Source organism: Caballeronia sp. SL2Y3 (genome assembly GCF_022879575.1).
In the GTDB taxonomy this organism is placed as follows: domain Bacteria; phylum Pseudomonadota; class Gammaproteobacteria; order Burkholderiales; family Burkholderiaceae; genus Caballeronia.
The window spans coordinates 458,801-478,404 of record NZ_CP084260.1 but is presented as its reverse complement, the minus strand read 5'-3'; the positions used below and the strand labels follow the sequence as shown (position 1 = coordinate 478,404).

General features: G+C 65.0%; 16 protein-coding genes. 3 read left to right on the top strand and 13 right to left on the bottom strand.

What is annotated here, in order from left to right; genetic code table 11:
- Positions 1–258 precede the first annotated feature (258 nt).
- Complete coding sequence (locus LDZ26_RS02285) at positions 259–1,584, bottom strand: ATP-binding protein (RefSeq protein ID WP_244847988.1); 1,326 nt, start codon at positions 1,582–1,584, stop codon at positions 259–261.
- A complete protein-coding gene (locus tag LDZ26_RS02280) occupies positions 1,584–2,246 on the bottom strand; it encodes a response regulator (RefSeq protein WP_040051669.1) in 663 nt (220 codons plus the stop codon). Before LDZ26_RS02280 ends, LDZ26_RS02285 begins: the two co-directional genes overlap by 1 nt.
- Positions 2,247–2,449: 203 nt before the next feature.
- Here LDZ26_RS02280 and dacB point away from each other — a divergent pair, with 203 nt between their 5' ends.
- Together dacB and LDZ26_RS02270 are read left to right on the top strand one after the other, a co-directional pair.
- Positions 2,450–4,054, top strand: a complete 1,605-nt coding sequence (gene dacB / locus LDZ26_RS02275) for a D-alanyl-D-alanine carboxypeptidase/D-alanyl-D-alanine-endopeptidase (protein ID WP_244847987.1) — start codon at positions 2,450–2,452, stop codon at positions 4,052–4,054.
- 306 nt (positions 4,055–4,360) lie between these two features.
- Positions 4,361–5,467, top strand: coding sequence for an SGNH/GDSL hydrolase family protein (locus LDZ26_RS02270; RefSeq protein ID WP_244847986.1), 1,107 nt, complete (start codon positions 4,361–4,363; stop codon positions 5,465–5,467).
- Between the two features lie 213 nt (positions 5,468–5,680).
- Here LDZ26_RS02270 and LDZ26_RS02265 read toward each other — a convergent pair whose 3' ends face one another.
- From LDZ26_RS02265 to LDZ26_RS02215, 11 genes are all read right to left on the bottom strand, one after another.
- A complete protein-coding gene (locus tag LDZ26_RS02265) occupies positions 5,681–7,402 on the bottom strand; it encodes a YadA family autotransporter adhesin (RefSeq protein ID WP_244847985.1) in 1,722 nt (573 codons plus the stop codon).
- 116 nt (positions 7,403–7,518) lie between these two features.
- On the bottom strand, positions 7,519–8,328 hold the full coding sequence (locus LDZ26_RS02260; protein WP_244847984.1) for a hypothetical protein: 810 nt from the start codon (positions 8,326–8,328) through the stop codon (positions 7,519–7,521).
- Between the two features lie 348 nt (positions 8,329–8,676).
- Positions 8,677–9,708 (bottom strand): L-threonylcarbamoyladenylate synthase, encoded by a 1,032-nt coding sequence (locus LDZ26_RS02255; protein WP_244847983.1) that lies wholly within the window; start codon positions 9,706–9,708, stop codon positions 8,677–8,679.
- 20 nt (positions 9,709–9,728) lie between these two features.
- Complete coding sequence (locus LDZ26_RS02250) at positions 9,729–10,925, bottom strand: 5-(carboxyamino)imidazole ribonucleotide synthase (protein ID WP_244847982.1); 1,197 nt, start codon at positions 10,923–10,925, stop codon at positions 9,729–9,731.
- A 76-nt stretch (positions 10,926–11,001) separates the two neighbouring features.
- The gene (gene purE / locus LDZ26_RS02245) at positions 11,002–11,523 is read right to left on the bottom strand and encodes a 5-(carboxyamino)imidazole ribonucleotide mutase (RefSeq protein ID WP_244847981.1); all 522 of its coding nucleotides are present in this window, start codon (positions 11,521–11,523) and stop codon (positions 11,002–11,004) included.
- 61 nt (positions 11,524–11,584) lie between these two features.
- Entirely contained in the window at positions 11,585–12,475 is an 891-nt protein-coding gene (locus LDZ26_RS02240) for a phosphoribosylaminoimidazolesuccinocarboxamide synthase (RefSeq protein ID WP_244847980.1), read from the bottom strand.
- A gap of 170 nt (positions 12,476–12,645) precedes the next feature.
- A complete protein-coding gene (fba, locus tag LDZ26_RS02235; protein ID WP_244847979.1) occupies positions 12,646–13,710 on the bottom strand; it encodes a class II fructose-bisphosphate aldolase in 1,065 nt (354 codons plus the stop codon).
- 152 nt (positions 13,711–13,862) lie between these two features.
- Entirely contained in the window at positions 13,863–15,299 is a 1,437-nt protein-coding gene (gene pyk, locus LDZ26_RS02230; RefSeq protein ID WP_244848861.1) for a pyruvate kinase, read from the bottom strand.
- A 345-nt stretch (positions 15,300–15,644) separates the two neighbouring features.
- Positions 15,645–16,835 carry a phosphoglycerate kinase gene (locus LDZ26_RS02225; protein ID WP_244847978.1) on the bottom strand — a complete coding sequence of 397 codons (1,191 nt, stop codon included), beginning with the start codon at positions 16,833–16,835 and terminating at the stop codon, positions 15,645–15,647.
- Between the two features lie 379 nt (positions 16,836–17,214).
- Positions 17,215–17,538 (bottom strand): AzlD domain-containing protein, encoded by a 324-nt coding sequence (locus tag LDZ26_RS02220; RefSeq protein ID WP_244847977.1) that lies wholly within the window; start codon positions 17,536–17,538, stop codon positions 17,215–17,217.
- Positions 17,535–18,335, bottom strand: coding sequence for an AzlC family ABC transporter permease (locus tag LDZ26_RS02215; protein WP_244847976.1), 801 nt, complete (start codon positions 18,333–18,335; stop codon positions 17,535–17,537). The genes LDZ26_RS02220 and LDZ26_RS02215 overlap by 4 nt, the downstream gene beginning before the upstream one ends.
- A gap of 336 nt (positions 18,336–18,671) precedes the next feature.
- Here LDZ26_RS02215 and LDZ26_RS02210 point away from each other — a divergent pair, with 336 nt between their 5' ends.
- Positions 18,672–19,592 carry a branched-chain amino acid transaminase gene (locus tag LDZ26_RS02210; protein ID WP_244847975.1) on the top strand — a complete coding sequence of 307 codons (921 nt, stop codon included), beginning with the start codon at positions 18,672–18,674 and terminating at the stop codon, positions 19,590–19,592.
- The last annotated feature ends 12 nt before the right edge of the window (positions 19,593–19,604 follow it).

Here is a 19,604-nt window from a genome sequence, read left to right as displayed (position 1 = left end):
GGAAGGTTCGTTGCGTGCAGATCGAATCGACCGTGCGCGGATGCTGCCACTTCTCAAGATAAGGAATGCCAACAAAGCCTCGGGGCAACGGCACGCACGAGGAAACCTACGCGCTACAGACTAGCGCGGCACGCAGATTCGTCTCCAGAACAATTACCGACCGAACTCAAGGTTCGTGCTTGCGAACAAGGAATTCCCGGCCGCTGACCGACGCCGATGATGCCGGTCCAGCACGCGCCGAGGCAGCAAAGACTCCCCTCAGTCCCGCCCTCGCGTTCCCGCCGCGAACTCGACGGTGACCTTCAGGCCGCCAGCAACCGATTCGCCCAGCGACACGACCGCGCCATGCTGAACCGCGATCCGCCGCACGATTGCGAGCCCGAGCCCGCTGCCCGCCACGTCGGTGCGCGCGCGATTCACCCCTGCGCCCACGCGATAAAACCGGTCGAACACCCTTTCGCGTTCTTCTTCGGGAATGCCCGGCCCGCTATCCGCGATTTCGACGATCGGCCGCCCTGCCGCGACCTTCAGGCACACATCGACGCGCCCGCCCTTCGGCGTGTACTTGATCGCGTTATCAATGAGATTGTTGAGCATCACGCGCAGCGAATTCGGATCGCCGATGACCATCGCCGGTTCGCTCGCCTCGACGCCCAGATCGACGCCGCGTTCCTGCGCGACGAGCACGTATGCGCGCACGCAGTCGTCGAGGAGCGCCCGCAGATCGACGGCAGCCGCGACCGCCTTGCCGTCCGGCTCCGACCGCGCAAGCGCGAGCAGTTGCTCCGCAAGCCGCGTCGCGCGCCCGATGCCTTCGTCCAGATCGGTGAGCGCCTCGCGGCGCGCGGCGTCGTCCTTGGCGCGCCCGACGAGCTGCGCCTGAATCTTCACGGCGGCGAGCGGCGTGCGCAGTTCGTGGGCGGCATCCGCGACGAACGCCTTCTGCGTGTCGAGCGCCGTGGAAAGCCGCGCGAGCAGCGCATTGAGCGCGCGCACGAGGGGCCGCACTTCCTGCGGCAGACGCTGGTCCGACAGCGGATCGAGCGCCTCCGGATGCCGCGAGTCGAGCGCGCGCGTCACGCGCTGCAGCGGTGCGAGCCCCCGCCCGACGATGATCCAGATCGCGAGCCCGAGCAGCGGCAACAGCAGCACGAGCGGCCACAGCGTGCGCCACGCGACGCCGGCTGCGACACGGTTTCTGATCGACAGCGGCTGCGCAAGCTGCACCACGTTATCGCCGACGATCGCGCTATACACGCGCCACTCGCCGCGCGGCGTCGTCTCGGTGGAAAAGCCCAGTTCGGCATGCGGAGCGAGCGGCACGCGCGGATGCGAGTAGTACATCAGCACGCCGTTGCGGTTCCAGATCTGAATGACCACGCCTTCGTCCGTCTCGCTGCGCGAACTGAGCACCGACGAGAACGGCTCGGAAGGCAGCGCCGCCGCGATCTGCTGAAGCTGGTAATCGAAGAGTTCGTTGGCTTCGGCGAGCGCCTGCCGGTAGATGAGCCATCCCGCGAAGCCCACACCCACGAGCACGAGCGCGAGCAGCCAGACGAGAAGCTGGCGGCGAATCGACCGCATCAGGCGTCCTTCGCGACCATGTAGCCCAAGCCGCGCACGTTGCGGATGAGATCGGCGCCGAGCTTCTTGCGCAGCGAATGGATATACACCTCGACGGTATTGCTGCCGATTTCCTCGCCCCAGCCGTAGATTTTTTCTTCGAGCTGGCTCTTGGAAAGCACCGCGCCGGGCCGCGCCATCAACGCTTCGAGGAGCGCGAACTCGCGCGCCGAGAGCGCGACGGGCGCGCCCGCGAGCGTCACCTGATGACCGACCGGATCGAGCGTCAGATTGCCATGCCGCACCAGCGATTCGCCCCGGCCCGCGTGGCGGCGGATCAGCGCGCGCATGCGGGCGCCGAGTTCGTCGAGATCGAAGGGTTTGACGAGATAATCGTCCGCGCCGGCGTCGAGACCTTTCACGCGATCCGCGATGGCATCGCGCGCCGTGACGATCAGCACCGGCAGCGCGTTCGCGCGGGCGCGCAGCGTCTTCAGCACGTCGAGGCCGTCGCGCTTGGGCAGGCCGAGGTCGAGCAGCATCAGGTCGTAGGCCTCGCCGCTGACAGCCGTGAGCGCGGCCTCGCCGTCCTGCACCCAATCGACCGCGAAGCCGTCCGCGCGCAGCGCCTTGCGCACGCCCTCGGCGATCATCCGGTCATCTTCGACTAGCAGGATTCGCATGGTGATTCGGGAAGATGTGTGTGCGGCTCATTTTAGCCGCGCGGCTCGGCCGCAGGCTTAAGCCGGACTTAACCGCAAGCCCGCTCCGCCCGCCGCGTACGATTTCCGCAAGCCGGCTTGTCTACAATAGCCGCTTCGCCCGCGCGGCCCGGCCCAGCCGCGCGGGGCAGTCTCAGAACTCACACCAAGAACGCATGTTCCGTATGCCGCTCTTTTCCCCGATTCCCCGTTCACTTTCCGCGCGTCTGTCGGCCCTCGCTTTCGCGGCGGCGCTCGCCTGCGCCGGACTGTCCCACGCACCGGACGCGCACGCCCGCGGCGGCACGCGGTCCGACTCGCAGAAGCACGCGCCCGAGCGCGCGGCGCGCGGCGCTTTGGGCGCGAAGAAAAGCGCCAAGGCGGAGAAGGCCGCACGCGTCGCGCCGGCGGGTCCCCTGCCCGCCTCCGTGATGAGCGCGCTCGCCCGCGCGCACGTGCCGCTTTCGTCGATGAGCGTCGTCGTGCAGCGAATCGGCGCGCCGGAGCCGCTCGTCGCGATCAACGCGGAGAGACCGATGCTCCCCGCCTCGACGATGAAGCTCGTCACCACCTACGCGGGCCTTTCGCTGCTCGGCCCGGACTACCGCTGGAAGACGACCGCCTACGCCGATGGCGACGTGGACGCGCAAGGCGTCTTGCACGGCAACCTCTACATTCAGGGCACTGGCGACCCGAAGCTCGTGCCGGAAGAATTGATCGATCTCGTCGAGCAGATTCGCAAGAACGGCATCACCGGCATAGACGGCGCGCTCGTGCTCGACAAGCGTTACTTCGACGCGTCCACGCGCGATCTGCCCGCCTTCGACAGCGACGAAGCCGCGCCGTACAACGTCGGCCCCGATCCGCTGCTGTATGCGTTCAAGTCGCTTTCGTTCACGCTGACGCCGAATCCGGACGGGCAAGTGTCCATCGACGTGCTGCCGCAGCTCGCGCAGCTTCAGATCGACAACGAACTGCGTGTCACGCGCGGCGCGTGCGCGGGCACGCTGCCGGCGGCATCGCCGAGCGTCGCGCAGACGCAGGGCGGCTTCGTGCAGGCGTCGTTCATCGGCGACTATCCGCTGCGCTGCGGCTCGCGCACCATCAACGTCGCCGCGCTCGACCACTCGACCTTCTTCGCGGGCGGCTTTCTCGCGCTGTGGAAGCAGGCGGGCGGCACCTTCCAGGGCGCGACGCGCGAAGGCCCGACGCCTTCGGGCGCGCGGCTCGTCGGCACGCATCGCAGCCCGGTGCTCTCGGACATCGTCCGCGACATCAACAAGTTCAGCAACAACGTGATGGCGCGCAACCTGTTCCTGACCATCGGCGCGGTGCAGTCGAAGCCGCCCGCGACGACCGCGAAGTCCGCGCAGGCCATCCAGACCTTCCTTCGCCGCAACGCGCTGCCGATGGACGGTCTCTCGCTCGACAACGGCTCCGGGCTCTCGCGCGACGAAGCCATTTCCGCGAGCTCGCTCGCCCATGTGCTGGAGGCCGCGAACGCCAGCCCGGTCGCGCAGGTCTTCGTAGAATCGCTGCCCATTGCGGGCGTGGACGGCACCATGCGCAACCGCCTCACGAACGCGGGCGCGGGCGGCAATGCGCACATCAAGACCGGCACGCTGCGCGACGTGCGCGCCATCGCGGGCTACGTCGGTGCGGCCAACGGCGAAAGCTATGTGGTCGTGAGCTTCATCAACGATCCGCGCGCCGAAGCGGCGCGCGCGGCCCACGATGCGCTGCTCGAATGGGTCTACGAAGGCTCGCGCAAGCCTGGCATCGAAGACTAAGCGCGCATGCACGGCGTTGCCCGAACGGCAATCCTGCAAAACCCGCGATTCTTGCGAACGACCGTGCGCGAGAGCCGAATATTTCTTCTACGAAGTCGCGCCCGCCAAGGCTCGCGCGCCGTGTACGCTGTCGAAACGGCGCGCGTCGCCGGTCGCGCGGCAGGTCCAGAACTGGCCGCATCGCTCGACATGCGCCCGCTTTGCGGCACAATGGACGCAGCAGTGACACAGCAATGACACAGCAGTAAGGCGGCCGCGAGCGCCGCGAGAAACAACTACAAAACACCGAAAACGGAGACGAGGTCCATGAAGAAGCAACTCTCGATGCGCGCTGTCGTCGTGCGCACCACGCGCATCGCGGCCGCGAGCGCGGCATTCGCCTTCATCGCAGCGTGCGGCGGCGGCGGCGACGACAACAATTCGACGCCCGCAGGCGGCATCAAGCTGCAAGTCGTGTCCTTCGGCGACAGCCTCTCCGATGTCGGCACCTATTCGCCTGTCGCGGCTGCGAACTTCGGCGGCGGACGCTTCACGACGAACCCCGGCGAAATCTGGGTGCAGGACGTCGCGAAGTATTACGGCGACACGCTCACGCCCGCTATGAGCGGCGGCTTCGGCACGCCGCCGACCACGCTCGCGGGCTTGGGCTACGCGCAAGGCGGATCACGCGTGACGAATCCGATCGGCGTCGGTCATCAGAGCACCGACCCGGCCAACTACACGGGCGCGCTGACGGTGCCGGTCGTGCAGCAGGTGACGAACTATCTGTCGTCGCATGGCAGCTTCAATGCGAATCAGCTCGTGATCGTCAACGGCGGCGCGAACGACATTCTCTACAACCTGACCGCGGTGCAGGCCGGGCAGATCACCGCCGCGCAGGCGCAGGCGGCGATCGGACAGGCGGCCGTCGATCTCGCGGGCGTGATCGGCAAGATCGTGGGAAGCGGCGCCACGCACGTGCTGGTGTCGAACGTGCCGGATATCGGCGCGACGCCGCAGGGCGTGACGAGCAATGCGGCGACGCGCGCGCTGCTCACGCAGGCATCGCTCGGTTTCAATCAGGTGCTCGCAGGCGCGCTGACGCGAACCGGACTCATGTCGAAGGTGATTTATCTCGATATCGTCCCGGCGCTCGCTAATATCACGGCGAACTATCAGCAGTACGGGTTCGCGGTGTCGAATACCGGCACGGCCTGCAACCTTCAGGCGATGGCGGCGGCCGCGCAGAAGTTCGGCGAGCCGAATCCGCAGGCGTTTGCCACGTCGCTGTTCTGCTCGCCGCAGACGCAGACCGTCGCCGGCGCGGACCAGACCTACATGTACGCCGATACGGTGCATCCGACGACGCATCTGCACGCGCTCTACGCGCAGACCGCCGAGCAGACGATCGCGAAATCGGGACTCGGGAAGTAACTTCGCGCGTTATGCGCGCTCTCGAAGCCGCCCGGGTTTCGGCCCGGGCGGCTTTGTTTCTGATGCGCTCAGAACTTCGACGCGCGCGCTCAGTTCTTCAACGTCGCAATTTCGCCCGGCGAGCACGATTCCGCGACGAGCCCGATTCGTTGCCATCCGTCAGCATTACTAACTATTTGCGCGGAAACATGCGCCGCCCGCAGTGCATGCCGATTACCAGCGGTATCCGACTTGCGCTTTGATGCCCGCCGACCCGCTATCGGTCGTGGAAACGGCCATTCCAACGTTCAGATTCGCAGACGCCTGATACGCCGCCGCAACGCCGATTCCGATACGGCTGCCGTAAGCGCCCATGCTGGTGCCGACCCATTTATCGCCGGCCTGGAGCATGGGAATGCTCGGCATGGCGAGGACCGCGGCCACGGCTTTGTCGGTGTAGTTCTTCGACTGTTGAACGCCAGCCGAAACCGCCCTGTCCGTGTACGCGTTGGCACTGGACACCGCTCTGTCCGTATAGCCGTTGGCTTGCTGCACCGCGCCGTTCAGTTGATTGACATTGACGGCATCGGTGCCCTGCGTCCCGGCGGCGACGTTGACGACCTGCCGCTCATTGCCCGCCGAGCCGACCGACACCGTATTCGCGCGATCGGCAAGCGAGTTCGCCCCGATTGCAACCGCGCCATCGGCGGTTGCTTTTGCGTTCGCGCCCATTGCCGTCGATTGCGCGCCGCTTGCGACGGCCGCTTCGGTCGATGCATTGCCGTCAGCCGCAAACAGCGGATTCGAGCCGCCTCCGACCGATATGTTCGCGATTTTATTGGTGATGACGGACATCGCGGAGTTGAGCTGGCCGACATTCACGGCATCCATGTCGGACGAGCCGGCGGCGAGGTTGTGAATCGCCGTGCCGTTCGCACCGGCGAGGGTCACGTTGCCGAAATCCGGTGACGAATCGCTCTTCGCGTCGTATCGCAGCGCGCCCGGATCGGTTGCGCCGTTCGTGGGGTTCGAATTGTTCACGATGTTCGCGATGGTCGTGTTGATGTTCGTGAGAGAACTGTCCACGCCGCCCAGCGCGCTGCCGACATCGTGATACGTCACGCCGTTGACGACGTACGACGGCACGACAATGCTTCCATCGGGCAGCGCGAAAGCGCCGCCGCCTAGCGCCGACGCCGTGCCGTTGGCCACTAGCCGAAGCTGATTGAGGTTCACTGCGTCCGTGCCTTGCGTGCCGGCCGACACGTTGATGATGCGTCGTTCCGAACCGACACTGCCCACACTTACGACATTGCTTTGGCCGCCGTCATAACTGCTCGCGCCAAGCACCACGGAGTTATCGCCTTTCGCATACGCATAGTTGCCGATGGCCACCGAGTTTTGACCCGCGGATGTCGTACTGTTGCCGAGCGCCACCGACGTCGCGCCTTGCCCCACCGCATTGCTGCCAATCGCCACGGCACTGCTTCCGCTTCCGTTCGCGTTGCGCCCTATTGCAACGGCGGCGTTCGAAGCGATGCTGCCTGCACCGGCCGCCACGGCAGCGTCCGCCGCGGACGAATCGATGCCGAAAGCCACGGCGCGATAGCCCGCGTTGGCGTTGTCGCCAATCGCGGTGGCCTGGTTGTTGGTCGCAATCGCGTTACGGCCGATCACCACGCCGTTCTGTTGCGCTTGCGCGCCGGAACCGATCGCCACGGAGGCTTGATCGGGTGACTGGTTTCCGCCGTTTACGACTGCGCCATCGCCGACGACCACGCTTTCCTCGATGTTGCTATGCGCCCCGTTGTTCCCGATCAGAACACCTGTGCTCGCCGACGTCGTTCCGGTGCCGAGGACGATGGCTTGTCCGGACGCTGAGTTCATCGCGAGGCCCGCGAGACTGGCGACGACAGCGGCGATAATCGGTTTGAGTCGGAAATTCGTTTTATACATGTCAAGGATTCCTTATAATAGATAGCGCGTTGAACCCGCCTCCTTTCACTGCATGTCGGCTTCCGGCCAAGGTGTCCGATTGCAGCGTAAAAATTCGTGTGAAAAAGATGATGCGGTTATATCGTTCCGGAATCTGACTTCGGCGCGAAGTGAAGCCAGGTCATCGGCTTCGCCCGGCCTTCTGAGCAAAGAAGCCAACGGTCGGAGTCGGTCCAGTGGTCGGCTATCAAGGGAATCTGCGATAAGTCGCGAGCGCCGACTTTTATCTCCGTGACAATGAAGTATTCGCTCGCGCGGGCGATCAGATTCGGCAGCCATTTCTCCCGGTCTGGGCCGACAATCATGAAGTCATGAATTTCGACGATGACGTGCGCATGCCTCAGCGTGCGGAGGCAGTCCCGCGTGAGCGTGTCGAATTCATGTCCTTCGATATCGCAAAGCACGACCGAGTCTTCGAAATCGACGCCCTGAGCAGCGAGTTCTTCCGCAAATGTCGGCGTCGCTGCGCCCAAAATGGTCACCCGGTGTTCGACGCCCCGTTCAATTGCGAGACTTCTCAAGTTGTCGCGGCTGGCTTCGTCGATCTCGTAGCATATCGAGCGTCCGAAAACGCCCGTGCAAACTAATCCTATTGCGTAGAATCCGTCGGCCGCGCCGAGATCAATGAGCGTGCTGCGCCCGCGATGGATGCTGCGAATAAGTTCGCATACTTCGAGTTCGTAGAGTCCGACCAGTTTCGTTCCCGTATCTTCGTAGCGCCACGTGGCCCGTTCCCCGAGGAAATAGCCTTTCAGAAGGCCGTGTTGAACGACTCCGTTCGTCGCCCGCCAAAGTCGACGCCCGTTATACATACGTCGCGCTTCTACGACTTCGGCGCTCATTTTGATGAAGTCGGGAGAGTCCAGAAACGAGTCGGCAGGGTTCATCGAGAATCCTTGATTCGAATGGAAGTAACGTTTAACGAGGGAGCGAGTAACGCCGGTGCACGGCCTCATCCGCCGCAAGTGTTGCGGCAGCAGGCGATAAGCCGAAGGATTCGGTTTTGTTAGGAATGCGGAATTCTAACGCGCGACGCCTGGAATTGATTAACACAGACGCGGGTTTTTACGCATCATTGCGTTTGTTGGAGAATCCGTCTCAATGATTCGGGCGAACGACTTAATACTTTACGTCAGTGCAACCGACCATACGAAAAATCCGAAACCAAGCAACGAAGAAATCGTCGGCCGACATTATTGGAGATTCATATCGGCAAGAGTTGTTCGAGACGCCGGCTACTCCTGCTCCTCGAACGCCGCAGCCGCTCTCCCCAAGCGGTCATTCACCGCGATCCATTCCACCGTTTCTGGCAGCTTTTCGATCAAGATGCGCTCGACATTCGCGCGGTCCAACGCCCGCAGCAAGCCATAAAGCTCGCGCGCATAGCTCTGTGGATCTTCGGGCGCGGCGACAAAATGCACATGCGGCGCGTGCGCCCACTCGCCCGCGCTCGACGGCCGCGCGACCAACGCAAGCGCCCCGCCACTCGCGCGATCGAAGGCCGCGAGCAACGGCTCGATAGCCGCGAACGGCAATAGCGCCAGCGGCGTGCGCGGCGCGTAGTGCGCCTTGAGCGTGCCCGACGCGCGGGGCGCGGTCGCATCGCCGCCATCGGGCAGACGCGGCGCGGTGCCGATCACGTCGGCAATGGCCTGCGGGCTCACATGCCCCGGCCGCAGCAACGCCGGAAAGCCGCGCGACAAATCCAGAATGGTCGATTCTATGCCGACATCCGCCGCGCCGCCATCGAGCACATGCACCGCGCTGCCGAACTCGTCGCGCACGTGTTGCGCCGTGGTCGGGCTGACGTGCCCGAAACGGTTCGCCGAAGGCCCGGCCACGCCCGCTTGCTTGCCCGTTCCTTGACGCCGCGCATGAAACGCCGACAAAAGCTGCTGCGCCACCGGATGCGAAGGACAGCGAATCCCGACCGAGTCCTGCCCGCCGCTCACGGCCGCCGGAATATGCGCGGCACGCTTCAGGATCAGGGTCAGCGGACCGGGCCAAAACGCGTCGATGAGCTTCTGCGCATCGTGCGGCAACTCGCGCACCCAATAGCCGGGATCGGCCTCTGGCGCGAGATGCACGATCACCGGATGATTCGCCGGCCGGCCCTTCGCGGCATAGATTCGCGCGATCGCCGCCGGGTTCTCGGCATCGGCGCCGAGGCCGTACACCGTTTCGGTCGGAAACGCGACGAGTTCGCCCGCGTCGAGCAGGGCCGCGGCTTCGTCGATCTGCGCGGCGCTCGGGAGAATGATGGTCATTGCAGCTACTGCCTGAAAGTTCAGTCGAGCGCGATATGCAGCATGCGCGCGCAGTCGCGCGCCGCCGTGCGCGCTTCCTCGAGCGTCGCCGCCGTGAAGTTGATGTGCCCCATCTTGCGGCCGGGACGCGCTTCCTCCTTGCCGTAGAGATGCAGCCGCGCCGCCGGCATGGCGACGACTTCGGGCCAGGCGGGCGGGCGCGGCTTGTCGGCCTGGCCCCCTTCGAACCAGATATCGCCGAGCAGGTTCAGCATGGCGGCCGGCGAATGCTGGCGCGTGTCGCCGAGCGGCATGCCGGTCATCGCGCGGACCTGCTGCTCGAACTGGCTCGTGGCGCAGGCATCGACCGTGTAATGGCCGGAATTGTGCGGACGCGGCGCCATTTCATTCGCGATCAGCGAGCCGTCTTCCAGCACGAAAAATTCGACGCACAGCACGCCCACGTAGCCGAGCTTCGCGGCGATGGTGAGCGCGGCGTCCTGCGCCTGCGCGACGAGCGCGTCCGACGCGTCCGGCGCGGGCACCACGGTCTTCGCGAGAATGCCGTTCACATGCGTGTTCTGCGCGAGCGGAAACACGGCGGACTTGCCGTCGCCGCTGCGCGCGATCAGCACCGACACTTCGTATTTGAGCGGCATGCGCTTTTCCAGTACGCACGGCACGCCCGACAACGAGCCGTACGCCGTGCGCACTTCTTCCACGTTGCGCACGCTGACCTGGCCTTTGCCGTCGTAACCGAGGCGCGCGGTCTTGAGAATGCCCGGCAGCACGGCGGCGATTTCATCGTCGGACAGCGCGGCGAGTGCTTCCGGCGATTCGATCACCACGTGCGGCGCGACCGGCACGCCGGCCCCGGCGATGAAACGCTTCTCGGCGACGCGATCCTGCGCAATCGCGACGCAACTCGCCGCCGGACTCACGAACGTGAGCGACGCCAGAAAATCGAGGCTCGTGGACGGCACGTTCTCGAATTCGGTCGATACCGCCGCGCACAGCCGGCCAAGCTCGGTGAGCGCGGTTTCGTCGTCGTAGGCGGCGCGGATATGGCGATCCGCGACCGCGCCTGCCGGACTCGTTTCGTCCGGATCGAGCACGGCCACGCGATAGCCCATGGATTGCGCCGCGAAGCAGAACATGCGGCCGAGCTGGCCGCCGCCGACCATGCCGAGCCACGCGCCCGGCAGAATGGGGGAATTCGGGGAGTTGTGTGGGTTCATCGTGGGGCTGGCCGATAACCTGTATGGGGAGTTTCGCCGACGCCGCGCGCCGCGCGCGGCTCGGTCAACGGAACGCTCAGAGCGGCGGCAGCGTCATGTCGTGCGCGGCCTGATTCTGCTTCACGCGAAACGCGGCGAGCGCCTCGGCATAGCGGGCATCCGTCACGCTCAAAATGGATACCGCGAAGAGCGCCGCGTTCGCCGCGCCGGCCTCGCCGATTGCAAACGTCGCGACGGGCACGCCTTTGGGCATCTGCACGATCGAATGCAGCGAATCGACGCCCTTCAGATACTTGCTCGCCACCGGCACGCCGAGCACGGGCACCGTCGTCTTCGCAGCGAGCATGCCCGGCAAATGCGCCGCGCCGCCCGCGCCCGCGATGATCGCGCGCAGGCCGCGTTGCCGCGCGTTTTCCGCGTACGCGAACATCTCGTCCGGCATGCGGTGCGCGGAGACGACCCTCGCCTCGTATGGCACGCCGAACTCCTGCAGCATCGCGACCGCGTTCTTCATCACGTCCCAGTCGGAACTGGAGCCCATCAACACGCCGACGAGCGGCGCGTCGTGCGCATGCGCTCCGGTCTGTACTTCGCTCATTGCTTTTCCCTCGATCCGAGCGCGCCGTGCCGGTGTCGGTGCCACGGCGCGCGTGCCGACATTACGACAGCGTCTTGCCCGTGATGCGTTGCAGCGCTTCCTGATACTTCTCCGACGTCTTCGCGATCACGTCTTCCGGCAGCTTCGGCGCGGGCGGTTCCTTCTTCCACGGCTGCGTTTCGAGCCAGTCACGCACGAACTGCTTGTCGAACGACGGCGGATTCGTGCCCACCGTGTAGCCGTCCGCCGGCCAGAAGCGCGACGAATCGGCGGTGAGCACTTCGTCCATGAGGAACAGTTCGCCCTTGTTGTCGAGGCCGAACTCGAACTTCGTATCCGCGATGATGATGCCGCGCGTGGCCGCGTATTCGGCCGCTTCCTTGTAGAGCTGAATGGAGATGCGCTTGATGGTCGCCGACAGTTCCGTGCCGATGCGGCGCTCCATCTCGTCGTAAGTGATGTTCTCGTCGTGATGGCCCATCTCGGCCTTCGCCGCCGGCGTGAAGATCGGCTCGGGCAGCTTCTCGGCGTTTTGCAGGCCCGGCGGCAGTTGCACGCCGCAAACGGCGCCCGTCGCCTGATAGTCTTTCCAGCCGCTGCCCGCGAGATAGCCGCGCACCACTGCTTCGACGAGAATCGGTTCCAGGCGCTTCACGACGACCGCGCGGCCCTTCACCTGCTCGACTTCGTCCGGCGCGACCACCGATGCCGGATCGATGCCCGTGTTGTGGTTCGGCACGATATGGCCGAGCTTGTCGAACCAGAAATCGGCCATCTGATTGAGCACGCGGCCCTTGTTCGGAATCGGCTCGCCCATCACGACGTCGAAGGCGGAAAGGCGGTCGGTGGTCACGATCAGCAGCTTGTCGTTGCCGACGGCGTAGTTGTCGCGGACCTTGCCACGGCCGAGCAGCGGCAGCGATTTGATCGTGGATTCGTAGAGCGTGGACATCGTCATGTACCGAAAAGGTGCCGAAAAAAGTGAATCGCCGCCGCGAGCCTGGCGCGGCGGCGATGGAAAAAAAGCGAACGGGTCCCGTCGCCGGAACCCGTTGATTTTACTTTACAAATGAAGCGAGCTTGATTGAGACCTGCGTGAGACCTGCGTGAGACCTGCGCCGCTCACCGGACAATCTGCGCGAGTTCGCCGGATTTGTACTTCTCGGCCATCTTGTCGAGCGTGACGGGCTTGATCTTGCCCGCCATGCCCTCGCAGCCGAACTGCATGTACCGCTGACGGCAGATTTCTTTCGCTGCCTCGCGCGCGGGCTTCAGATAGTCGCGCGGATCGAACTTCGACGGATTTTCGAACAGATAACGGCGAATCGCGCCGGTAATCGCGAGACGCAAGTCCGTGTCGATGTTCACCTTGCGCACGCCGTGCTTGATGCCTTCCTGAATCTCCTCGACCGGCACGCCGTACGTTTCCTTCATGTCGCCGCCGAACTCGCGGATTTCGGCCAGCAACTCCTGCGGCACCGACGACGAGCCGTGCATCACCAGATGCGTGTTCGGAATGCGCTGGTGAATCTCCTTGATGCGGTCGATCGCGAGGATATCGCCGGTCGGCTTCTTCGAGAACTTGTACGCGCCGTGCGACGTGCCGATGGCAATGGCGAGCGCGTCGCACTGCGTGAGCTTCACGAAGTCGGCGGCCTGCTCCACGTCGGTCAGCAACTGCTCGCGCGTCATCGTGCCTTCCGCGCCGTGGCCGTCTTCCTTGTCGCCCTTCATGGTTTCCAGGGAGCCCAGCACGCCGAGTTCGGCTTCGACCGTGACGCCGATGGAATGCGAGAACTCGACCACCTTGCGCGACACATCGACGTTGTACTCGTACGACGCGACGGTCTTGCCGTCCGCTTCGAGCGAGCCGTCCATCATCACGCTCGTGAAACCGGAGCGGATCGCCGCCATGCACACGGCCGGCGACTGTCCGTGATCCTGATGCATCACGACCGGAATGTGCGGATACGACTCCACGGCCGCTTCGATCAGATGCCGCAGAAACGCTTCGCCCGCGTACTTCCGCGCGCCGGCCGACGCCTGCATGATGACCGGCGCGTTGACTTCGTTCGCCGCCGACATGATGGCCTGCACCTGTTCCAGATTGTTCACGTTGAATGCCGGGAGACCGTAGCCGTGTTCGGCTGCGTGATCCAGCAGTTGACGCATTGATACGAGAGGCATTGAGAAACTCCAGGATGCGAAACGAAATCCTTCGCGCGCACGGTTCTGCTCTTCGCTTCTTTCGAGCTTCTCAGCAGCTTCCGGCCTTGGCGCGCTATTCGGCGTTCGCGGACCGAACCGCGAACGCCTTGCCATACGTCGAAACGCGCCGATCAGAAATGGTCGCCGACGCGCACGATCTTCAGCGTGTTCGTGCCGCCCGCCTGTCCCATCGGCTCGCCGACGGTGAGCACGACCATGTCGCCGCGCGCCGCATAGCCTTTGGACACGACCACTTCGAGCGCCTGATTCAGCGCCGTATCGCGATCCATGTTGGTGTCGAGATGCAGCGGCGTGACATTGCGATACAGCGCCATCGTCCGCTCGCTGCCCACGCGCGGCGTCAGCGCGAAGATCGGCACATGCGTCCAGTGACGCGACATCCACAGCGCCGTCGAGCCGGATTCCGTCAGCGCGACAACGGCCTTCGCGCCCAGATGGAATGCGGTAAACAAGGCGCCCATCGCGATCGACTGGTCGATGCGCGTGAACGTGCGGTCGAGAAAATCGCGGTCCAGTTGCGATTCCTCGGACTTCTCCGCTTCGATGCACACGGCGGCCATCGTTTCGATGGTCGTCACCGGATACTTGCCCGCCGCCGTTTCGGCGGAAAGCATGACGGCGTCGGTGCCGTCGAGCACGGCGTTCGCCACGTCGGACACTTCGGCGCGCGTCGGCACGGGCGCGTGGATCATCGATTCCATCATCTGCGTGGCCGTGATCACGAGCTTGTTCGACTCGCGCGCCATGCGGATCATGCGCTTTTGCAGCGCGGGCACTGCCGCGTTGCCCACTTCGACCGCCAGATCGCCGCGCGCGACCATGATGCCGTCGGAGGCGTCGAGGATGCCTTGCAGCGCCGGAATGGCCTCGGCGCGCTCGATCTTCGCGATCATCTTCGGCTTGATGCCGTACGGCGCGCCGGCGATGTTCGCCAGTTGCCGCGCCATTTCCATGTCCGTCGCGTTCTTCGGGAACGACACCGCGACGAAATCCGCTCCGAGCGACATCGCCGTCTTGATGTCCTCCATGTCCTTCTCGGTGAGCGCGGGCGCGGTGAGCCCGCCGCCCTGCCGGTTGATGCCCTTGTTATTCGACAGCTCGCCGCCGACCTTCACGGTCGTGTGAATCTCCTCGCCGATCACGCGCGTCACGTCGAGCACGATCAGGCCGTCGTTGAGCAGAAGCACGTCGCCTGCACGCAGATCGCGCGGCAGATCCTTGTAGTCGAGGCCGACGCGGTCGTTGTTGCCCATCTCGCAGTTCGCATCGAGGATGAACGTGTTGCCCGCGACCAGCATGGTCTTGCCGTTCTCGAACTTGCCGACGCGAATCTTCGGGCCTTGCAGGTCCGCCATGATCGCGACTTCGCGGCCGACCTGCCGCGCCGCCTCGCGCACCCACTCGGCGCGCTGGCGATGATCGTCGGCGGTGCCGTGCGAGAAGTTGAAGCGAACGACGTCGAGCCCGGCCTGCATCATCTGCAGCAGGATGTCCGGATTACTCGACGCCGGACCGATGGTGGCGACAATCTTGGTGGCGCGATGCATGTCTTTCCTCGTCTCTTTGGGAACGGCCGTAACCAGGCTGCGAGCACGTTGCGCTTGCAGTGACGTGTTGCTCACTGGCTGCGCGCGCGCGCCGGTTCGTGCCGGCGTCGCTTTATCGATGGGCTGCGCGGCATGAACGGGCATGCCGCCGATGGTGACGACAGCAGCCGTCTGTTCTTCCACATGCGGCTCTTCACTCAGAGCCGCGTCAGCGATGACGACAGCCGCAACGGCGGCGGCATCGGGTTGACTGCCGTTGTCGATGACATCCGCTTGCGCGCCGCCGGCTGCGTGCGCGCCCTTCCTTGCTGCTTTCGCCGGATTGTCTCGGGCCGTCACCCGGCGTTACGCCCGCGACTCGAGCACTTCCACCGCCGGCAGCGTCTTGCCTTCGAGGAACTCGAGGAACGCGCCGCCGCCGGTCGAGATGTAGCTGACCTTGTCGTGGATGCCGTACTTCGCGATGGCCGCGAGCGTGTCGCCGCCGCCCGCGATCGAGAACGCCGACGAATTCGCGATGGCCTGCGCCAGCGTCTTCGTGCCGTTGCCGAACTGGTCGAATTCGAACACGCCGACCGGGCCGTTCCACACGATGGTGCCCGCCGTCGCGAGCTGCGCGGCGAGCGCGTTGGCGGTATCCGGGCCGATGTCGAGAATCATGTCGTCGTCGGCGATATCGGCGACGGGCTTCGTTTCGGCCTTCGCGGTCGCGGCGAATTCCTTCGCGGTCACGACATCGCTCGGAATAGGCACCGATGCGCCGCGCGCGCGCGCCTCTCCGATAATTTCCTGCGCCTCGCCGACGAGATCGGCTTCGGCCAGCGACTTGCCGATCTTGAGTCCCGACGCCAGCATGAACGTGTTCGCGATGCCGCCGCCGACGATCAGCTGATCGACCTTCTCGGCGAGCGACTTCAGAATGGTGAGCTTCGTCGACACTTTCGAACCGGCGACGATAGCCACGAGCGGGCGCTTCGGGTTGCCGAGCGCCTTGCCGAGCGCGTCGAGTTCAGCGGCGAGCAGCGGACCGGCGCACGCAACGGGCGCGTATTTGGCGATGCCGTGCGTGGTCGCTTCGGCGCGGTGCGCGGTGCCGAAGGCGTCGTTGACGTAGATGTCGCAGAGCTTCGCGAGCTTCTGCGCGAGGCCGTCGTCGTTCTTCTTCTCGCCCTTGTTGCAGCGGCAGTTTTCGAGCAGCACGACATTACCCGGCTGCACGTCGACGCCGTCCACCCAGTCGGCGACGAGCGGCACGTCGCGACCTAGCAGTTCCGCGAGACGCGCCGCGACCGGCGCGAGCGAGTCTTCCGGCTTGAACTGGCCTTCGGTCGGGCGGCCCAGATGCGACGTGACCATCACGGCCGCGCCGGCATCGAGCGCCGCCTTGATCGCCGGGACCGAGGCCCGCACGCGCGTGTCCTCGGTGATGTTGCCGGCGTCGTCCTGCGGCACGTTGAGGTCCGCGCGGATGAACACGCGCTTGCCGGAGACTTTGCCTTCGGCGATCAGATCGGTGAAACGCAGTACTTTCGTCATGGGAGTCAACGTTAGTCAGAAAAGCGGTTCGGGCGAAGATGGCCGGACGAACGCCGGCCGGTTCGTTGCAAATTCGGTGCGGGGACTGAAAACGGAAACTGGGAACAGAAAGACGCGAGCGGAACGAGCGGCCGGCGCATGCCGCGCGAACGTGCCGAGGGTCGAGTGGAGTGAGACGCGGAGAGAGATACGCGCCAAGCGCGCAGACACGGACGCAGCGGACAAGCCGGAGGCGGCGAGCTTCGGAACCGTTGCGGTGACTGCCGGACTCACTTTCGACCTCGCTCCATGCGACAGGAAAGACCGACATTTTAACCGATCACCCCGCCCGCTATTAGCCGGTGATTCTTGATGATGCGTATTTGGCGTGCAGCGCGCCTCACGCGGCGAGGCGCAGCAGCGTGAAAACGATCATGCCGACAGCGATGGTGCCCATCATGCCGCGCCGCCACACGTAATATGCGAGGCCGGCGAGCGACGCCCACACCGCATGATTCGAGAACGCGATCGAGAAGCCGGCGGACGTTTCGAGCACGTCGGGCACGACGACGCCCGCCAGCGCGGCGGCCGGCGCGTAGCGCAGCACGCGTTGCACGCGCGGCGGCAGCACGGTGCGCTCGCCGCCGATCAGGAAGAATGCGCGCGTCGCCGCGGTCACCACACCCATGCCGAGAATCGCGAGCCAGATCTGGAGCGTGGTCATCGCGCGGGCCTCGCGGGGCCGGGCTCGGCGTCGGCCGCTGCATCCGGCGCGGCGGGCGCTTCGGCGTCGCTGGCACGCGGAGCCGCCGGGCGCGCCCGTTCCGCGATGGAATCGGCGAGCGTGCCGGCCAGCAGCGCGGCGAACACCGCGAGCGGCAAGCCGAAGCGATACGGCAGATGAAACGCGAGCAGCGCGACCACGCTCGCAACGACGACCGCGGCGAGCGTCGAGCGTGTGGCGATCGCGGAGACGATCAGTGGAATCAGCGCCAGCGTTCCCGCCAGTTCCAGCCCCCAGTTGTCGGGGATGAGGCTCGCGAGCAGAATCCCCGCCACCGACGAAGCCTGCCACGCGAGCCAGCACGCGAGCGCGAGCCCCCAGAAGAACGCTTCCTTGCCGGGCTGCCGGCCGACGGGGAAATTCCGCGCGGAGAACATCAGATAGATGATGTCGCCGTTGAAGTAGCCGATCGCGAGGCGCCGCCACATCGGCAGATAGGAGAAGTGCGGCGCGAGCCCGGCGCTGAAGATGACGAAGCGCAGATTCACCATGGCGGCGGTGAGGAGCACGGTCCAGAGCGGCAGCCTGGCGGCCAAGAGCGGCAGCACGGCGAGTTGCGACGACCCCGCGTACACCGCGAGCGACATGCCGAGCGCCTGCGGCACCGTGAGCACCGATTTCGTCATGGCGACGCCGGTGACGAGCCCCCACGAGAACGTCGCCATGACGGCGGGAGAGAAAGCGCGGGCACCGTCGAAAAATGCGCGGCGATTCGTGTCGGATAGCCGGTGGAGCATGCAAGGGTGCGCGGCTGCATTGCCGCGATGACGATATGTGGAAACGCCGCGCGCCGGCACCGCGAAAAACGGACGACTCGGCGCAGCTTGCCGCTTGCCCGGTCGGCACGACGCTTTCGGGCAGCTTGCCGGTTCGCGGCGAAAGGCAAAGTATAGCGGCGTGAAAGGCGCTTCCCATCCAGTTTGATCGCGAAAAGACGCTAAAATGACGAACTTTGACCGCTCTTGCAGCCGACAGCGCCGGCAACGCGCGGAAGGGGAAGATTCACCCCGAGATTCACCCGGAGATTCACCCGGATTCATCGAATTTCTGAACGAGACAGCTAGGAGAACCGTATGTCAATGGCCGACCGCGACGGCAAGATCTGGATGGATGGCAAGCTCATCGACTGGCGAGACGCCAACATCCACGTTCTGACGCACACGCTGCACTACGGCATGGGCGTATTCGAGGGCGTGCGCGCGTACAAGACCGCCCAGGGAACGGCCATTTTCCGCCTGAAGGAGCACACCAAGCGCCTTCTGAACTCGGCGAAAATCTTCCAGATGGAAGTCCCGTTCGATCACGCGACGCTCGAAGCCGCGCAGCTCGAAGTCGTGCGCGAGAACAAGCTCGAATCGTGCTATATCCGCCCGATCATCTGGGTCGGCTCAGAAAAGCTCGGCGTCTCGGCCAAGGGCAACACCATTCACGTGGCCATCGCCGCGTGGCCGTGGGGCGCGTATCTCGGCGAAGACGGGCTCGCGAAGGGCATCCGCGTGAAGACGTCGTCGTTCACGCGCCATCACGTCAACGTGTCGATGGTGCGCGCGAAGGCCTCCGGCTGGTACGTGAACTCGATTCTCGCGAATCAGGAAGCCGTCACCGACGGTTATGACGAAGCCCTGCTGCTCGACGTGGACGGGTACGTGTCCGAAGGCTCTGGCGAAAACTTCTTCCTCGTGAACAACGGCAAGCTGTACACGCCGGACTTGTCGTCGTGCCTCGACGGCATCACGCGCGACACGGTCATCACGCTGGCGCGCGACTTCGGCATCCCGGTCATCGAGAAACGCATCACGCGCGACGAAGTCTATACGTGCGACGAAGCGTTCTTCACCGGCACGGCCGCCGAAGTCACGCCCATCCGCGAACTCGACAACCGCACCATCGGCGAGGGCAAGCGCGGCCCGATCACGGAGAAGCTGCAAAGCGCGTTCTTCGACGTGGTCGGCGGCAAGAACGAAAAGTACGCGAGCTGGCTCGCGAAAGTCTGACGCCGCGAGGGC

Bases quoted from the DNA above. Each gene is read 5' to 3' on its own strand.
- LDZ26_RS02285 (WP_244847988.1), bottom strand. From the start codon at position 1,584: ATGCGGTCGATTCGCCGCCAGCTTCTCGTCTGGCTGCTCGCGCTCGTG.
- LDZ26_RS02280 (WP_040051669.1), bottom strand. From the start codon at position 2,246: ATGCGAATCCTGCTAGTCGAAGATGACCGGATGATCGCCGAGGGCGTG.
- dacB (WP_244847987.1), top strand. From the start codon at position 2,450: ATGCCGCTCTTTTCCCCGATTCCCCGTTCACTTTCCGCGCGTCTGTCG.
- LDZ26_RS02270 (WP_244847986.1), top strand. From the start codon at position 4,361: ATGAAGAAGCAACTCTCGATGCGCGCTGTCGTCGTGCGCACCACGCGC.
- LDZ26_RS02265 (WP_244847985.1), bottom strand. From the start codon at position 7,402: ATGTATAAAACGAATTTCCGACTCAAACCGATTATCGCCGCTGTCGTC.
- LDZ26_RS02260 (WP_244847984.1), bottom strand. From the start codon at position 8,328: ATGAACCCTGCCGACTCGTTTCTGGACTCTCCCGACTTCATCAAAATG.
- LDZ26_RS02255 (WP_244847983.1), bottom strand. From the start codon at position 9,708: ATGACCATCATTCTCCCGAGCGCCGCGCAGATCGACGAAGCCGCGGCC.
- LDZ26_RS02250 (WP_244847982.1), bottom strand. From the start codon at position 10,925: ATGAACCCACACAACTCCCCGAATTCCCCCATTCTGCCGGGCGCGTGG.
- purE (WP_244847981.1), bottom strand. From the start codon at position 11,523: ATGAGCGAAGTACAGACCGGAGCGCATGCGCACGACGCGCCGCTCGTC.
- LDZ26_RS02240 (WP_244847980.1), bottom strand. From the start codon at position 12,475: ATGTCCACGCTCTACGAATCCACGATCAAATCGCTGCCGCTGCTCGGC.
- fba (WP_244847979.1), bottom strand. From the start codon at position 13,710: ATGCCTCTCGTATCAATGCGTCAACTGCTGGATCACGCAGCCGAACAC.
- pyk (WP_244848861.1), bottom strand. From the start codon at position 15,299: ATGCATCGCGCCACCAAGATTGTCGCCACCATCGGTCCGGCGTCGAGT.
- LDZ26_RS02225 (WP_244847978.1), bottom strand. From the start codon at position 16,835: ATGACGAAAGTACTGCGTTTCACCGATCTGATCGCCGAAGGCAAAGTC.
- LDZ26_RS02220 (WP_244847977.1), bottom strand. From the start codon at position 17,538: ATGACCACGCTCCAGATCTGGCTCGCGATTCTCGGCATGGGTGTGGTG.
- LDZ26_RS02215 (WP_244847976.1), bottom strand. From the start codon at position 18,335: ATGCTCCACCGGCTATCCGACACGAATCGCCGCGCATTTTTCGACGGT.
- LDZ26_RS02210 (WP_244847975.1), top strand. From the start codon at position 18,672: ATGTCAATGGCCGACCGCGACGGCAAGATCTGGATGGATGGCAAGCTC.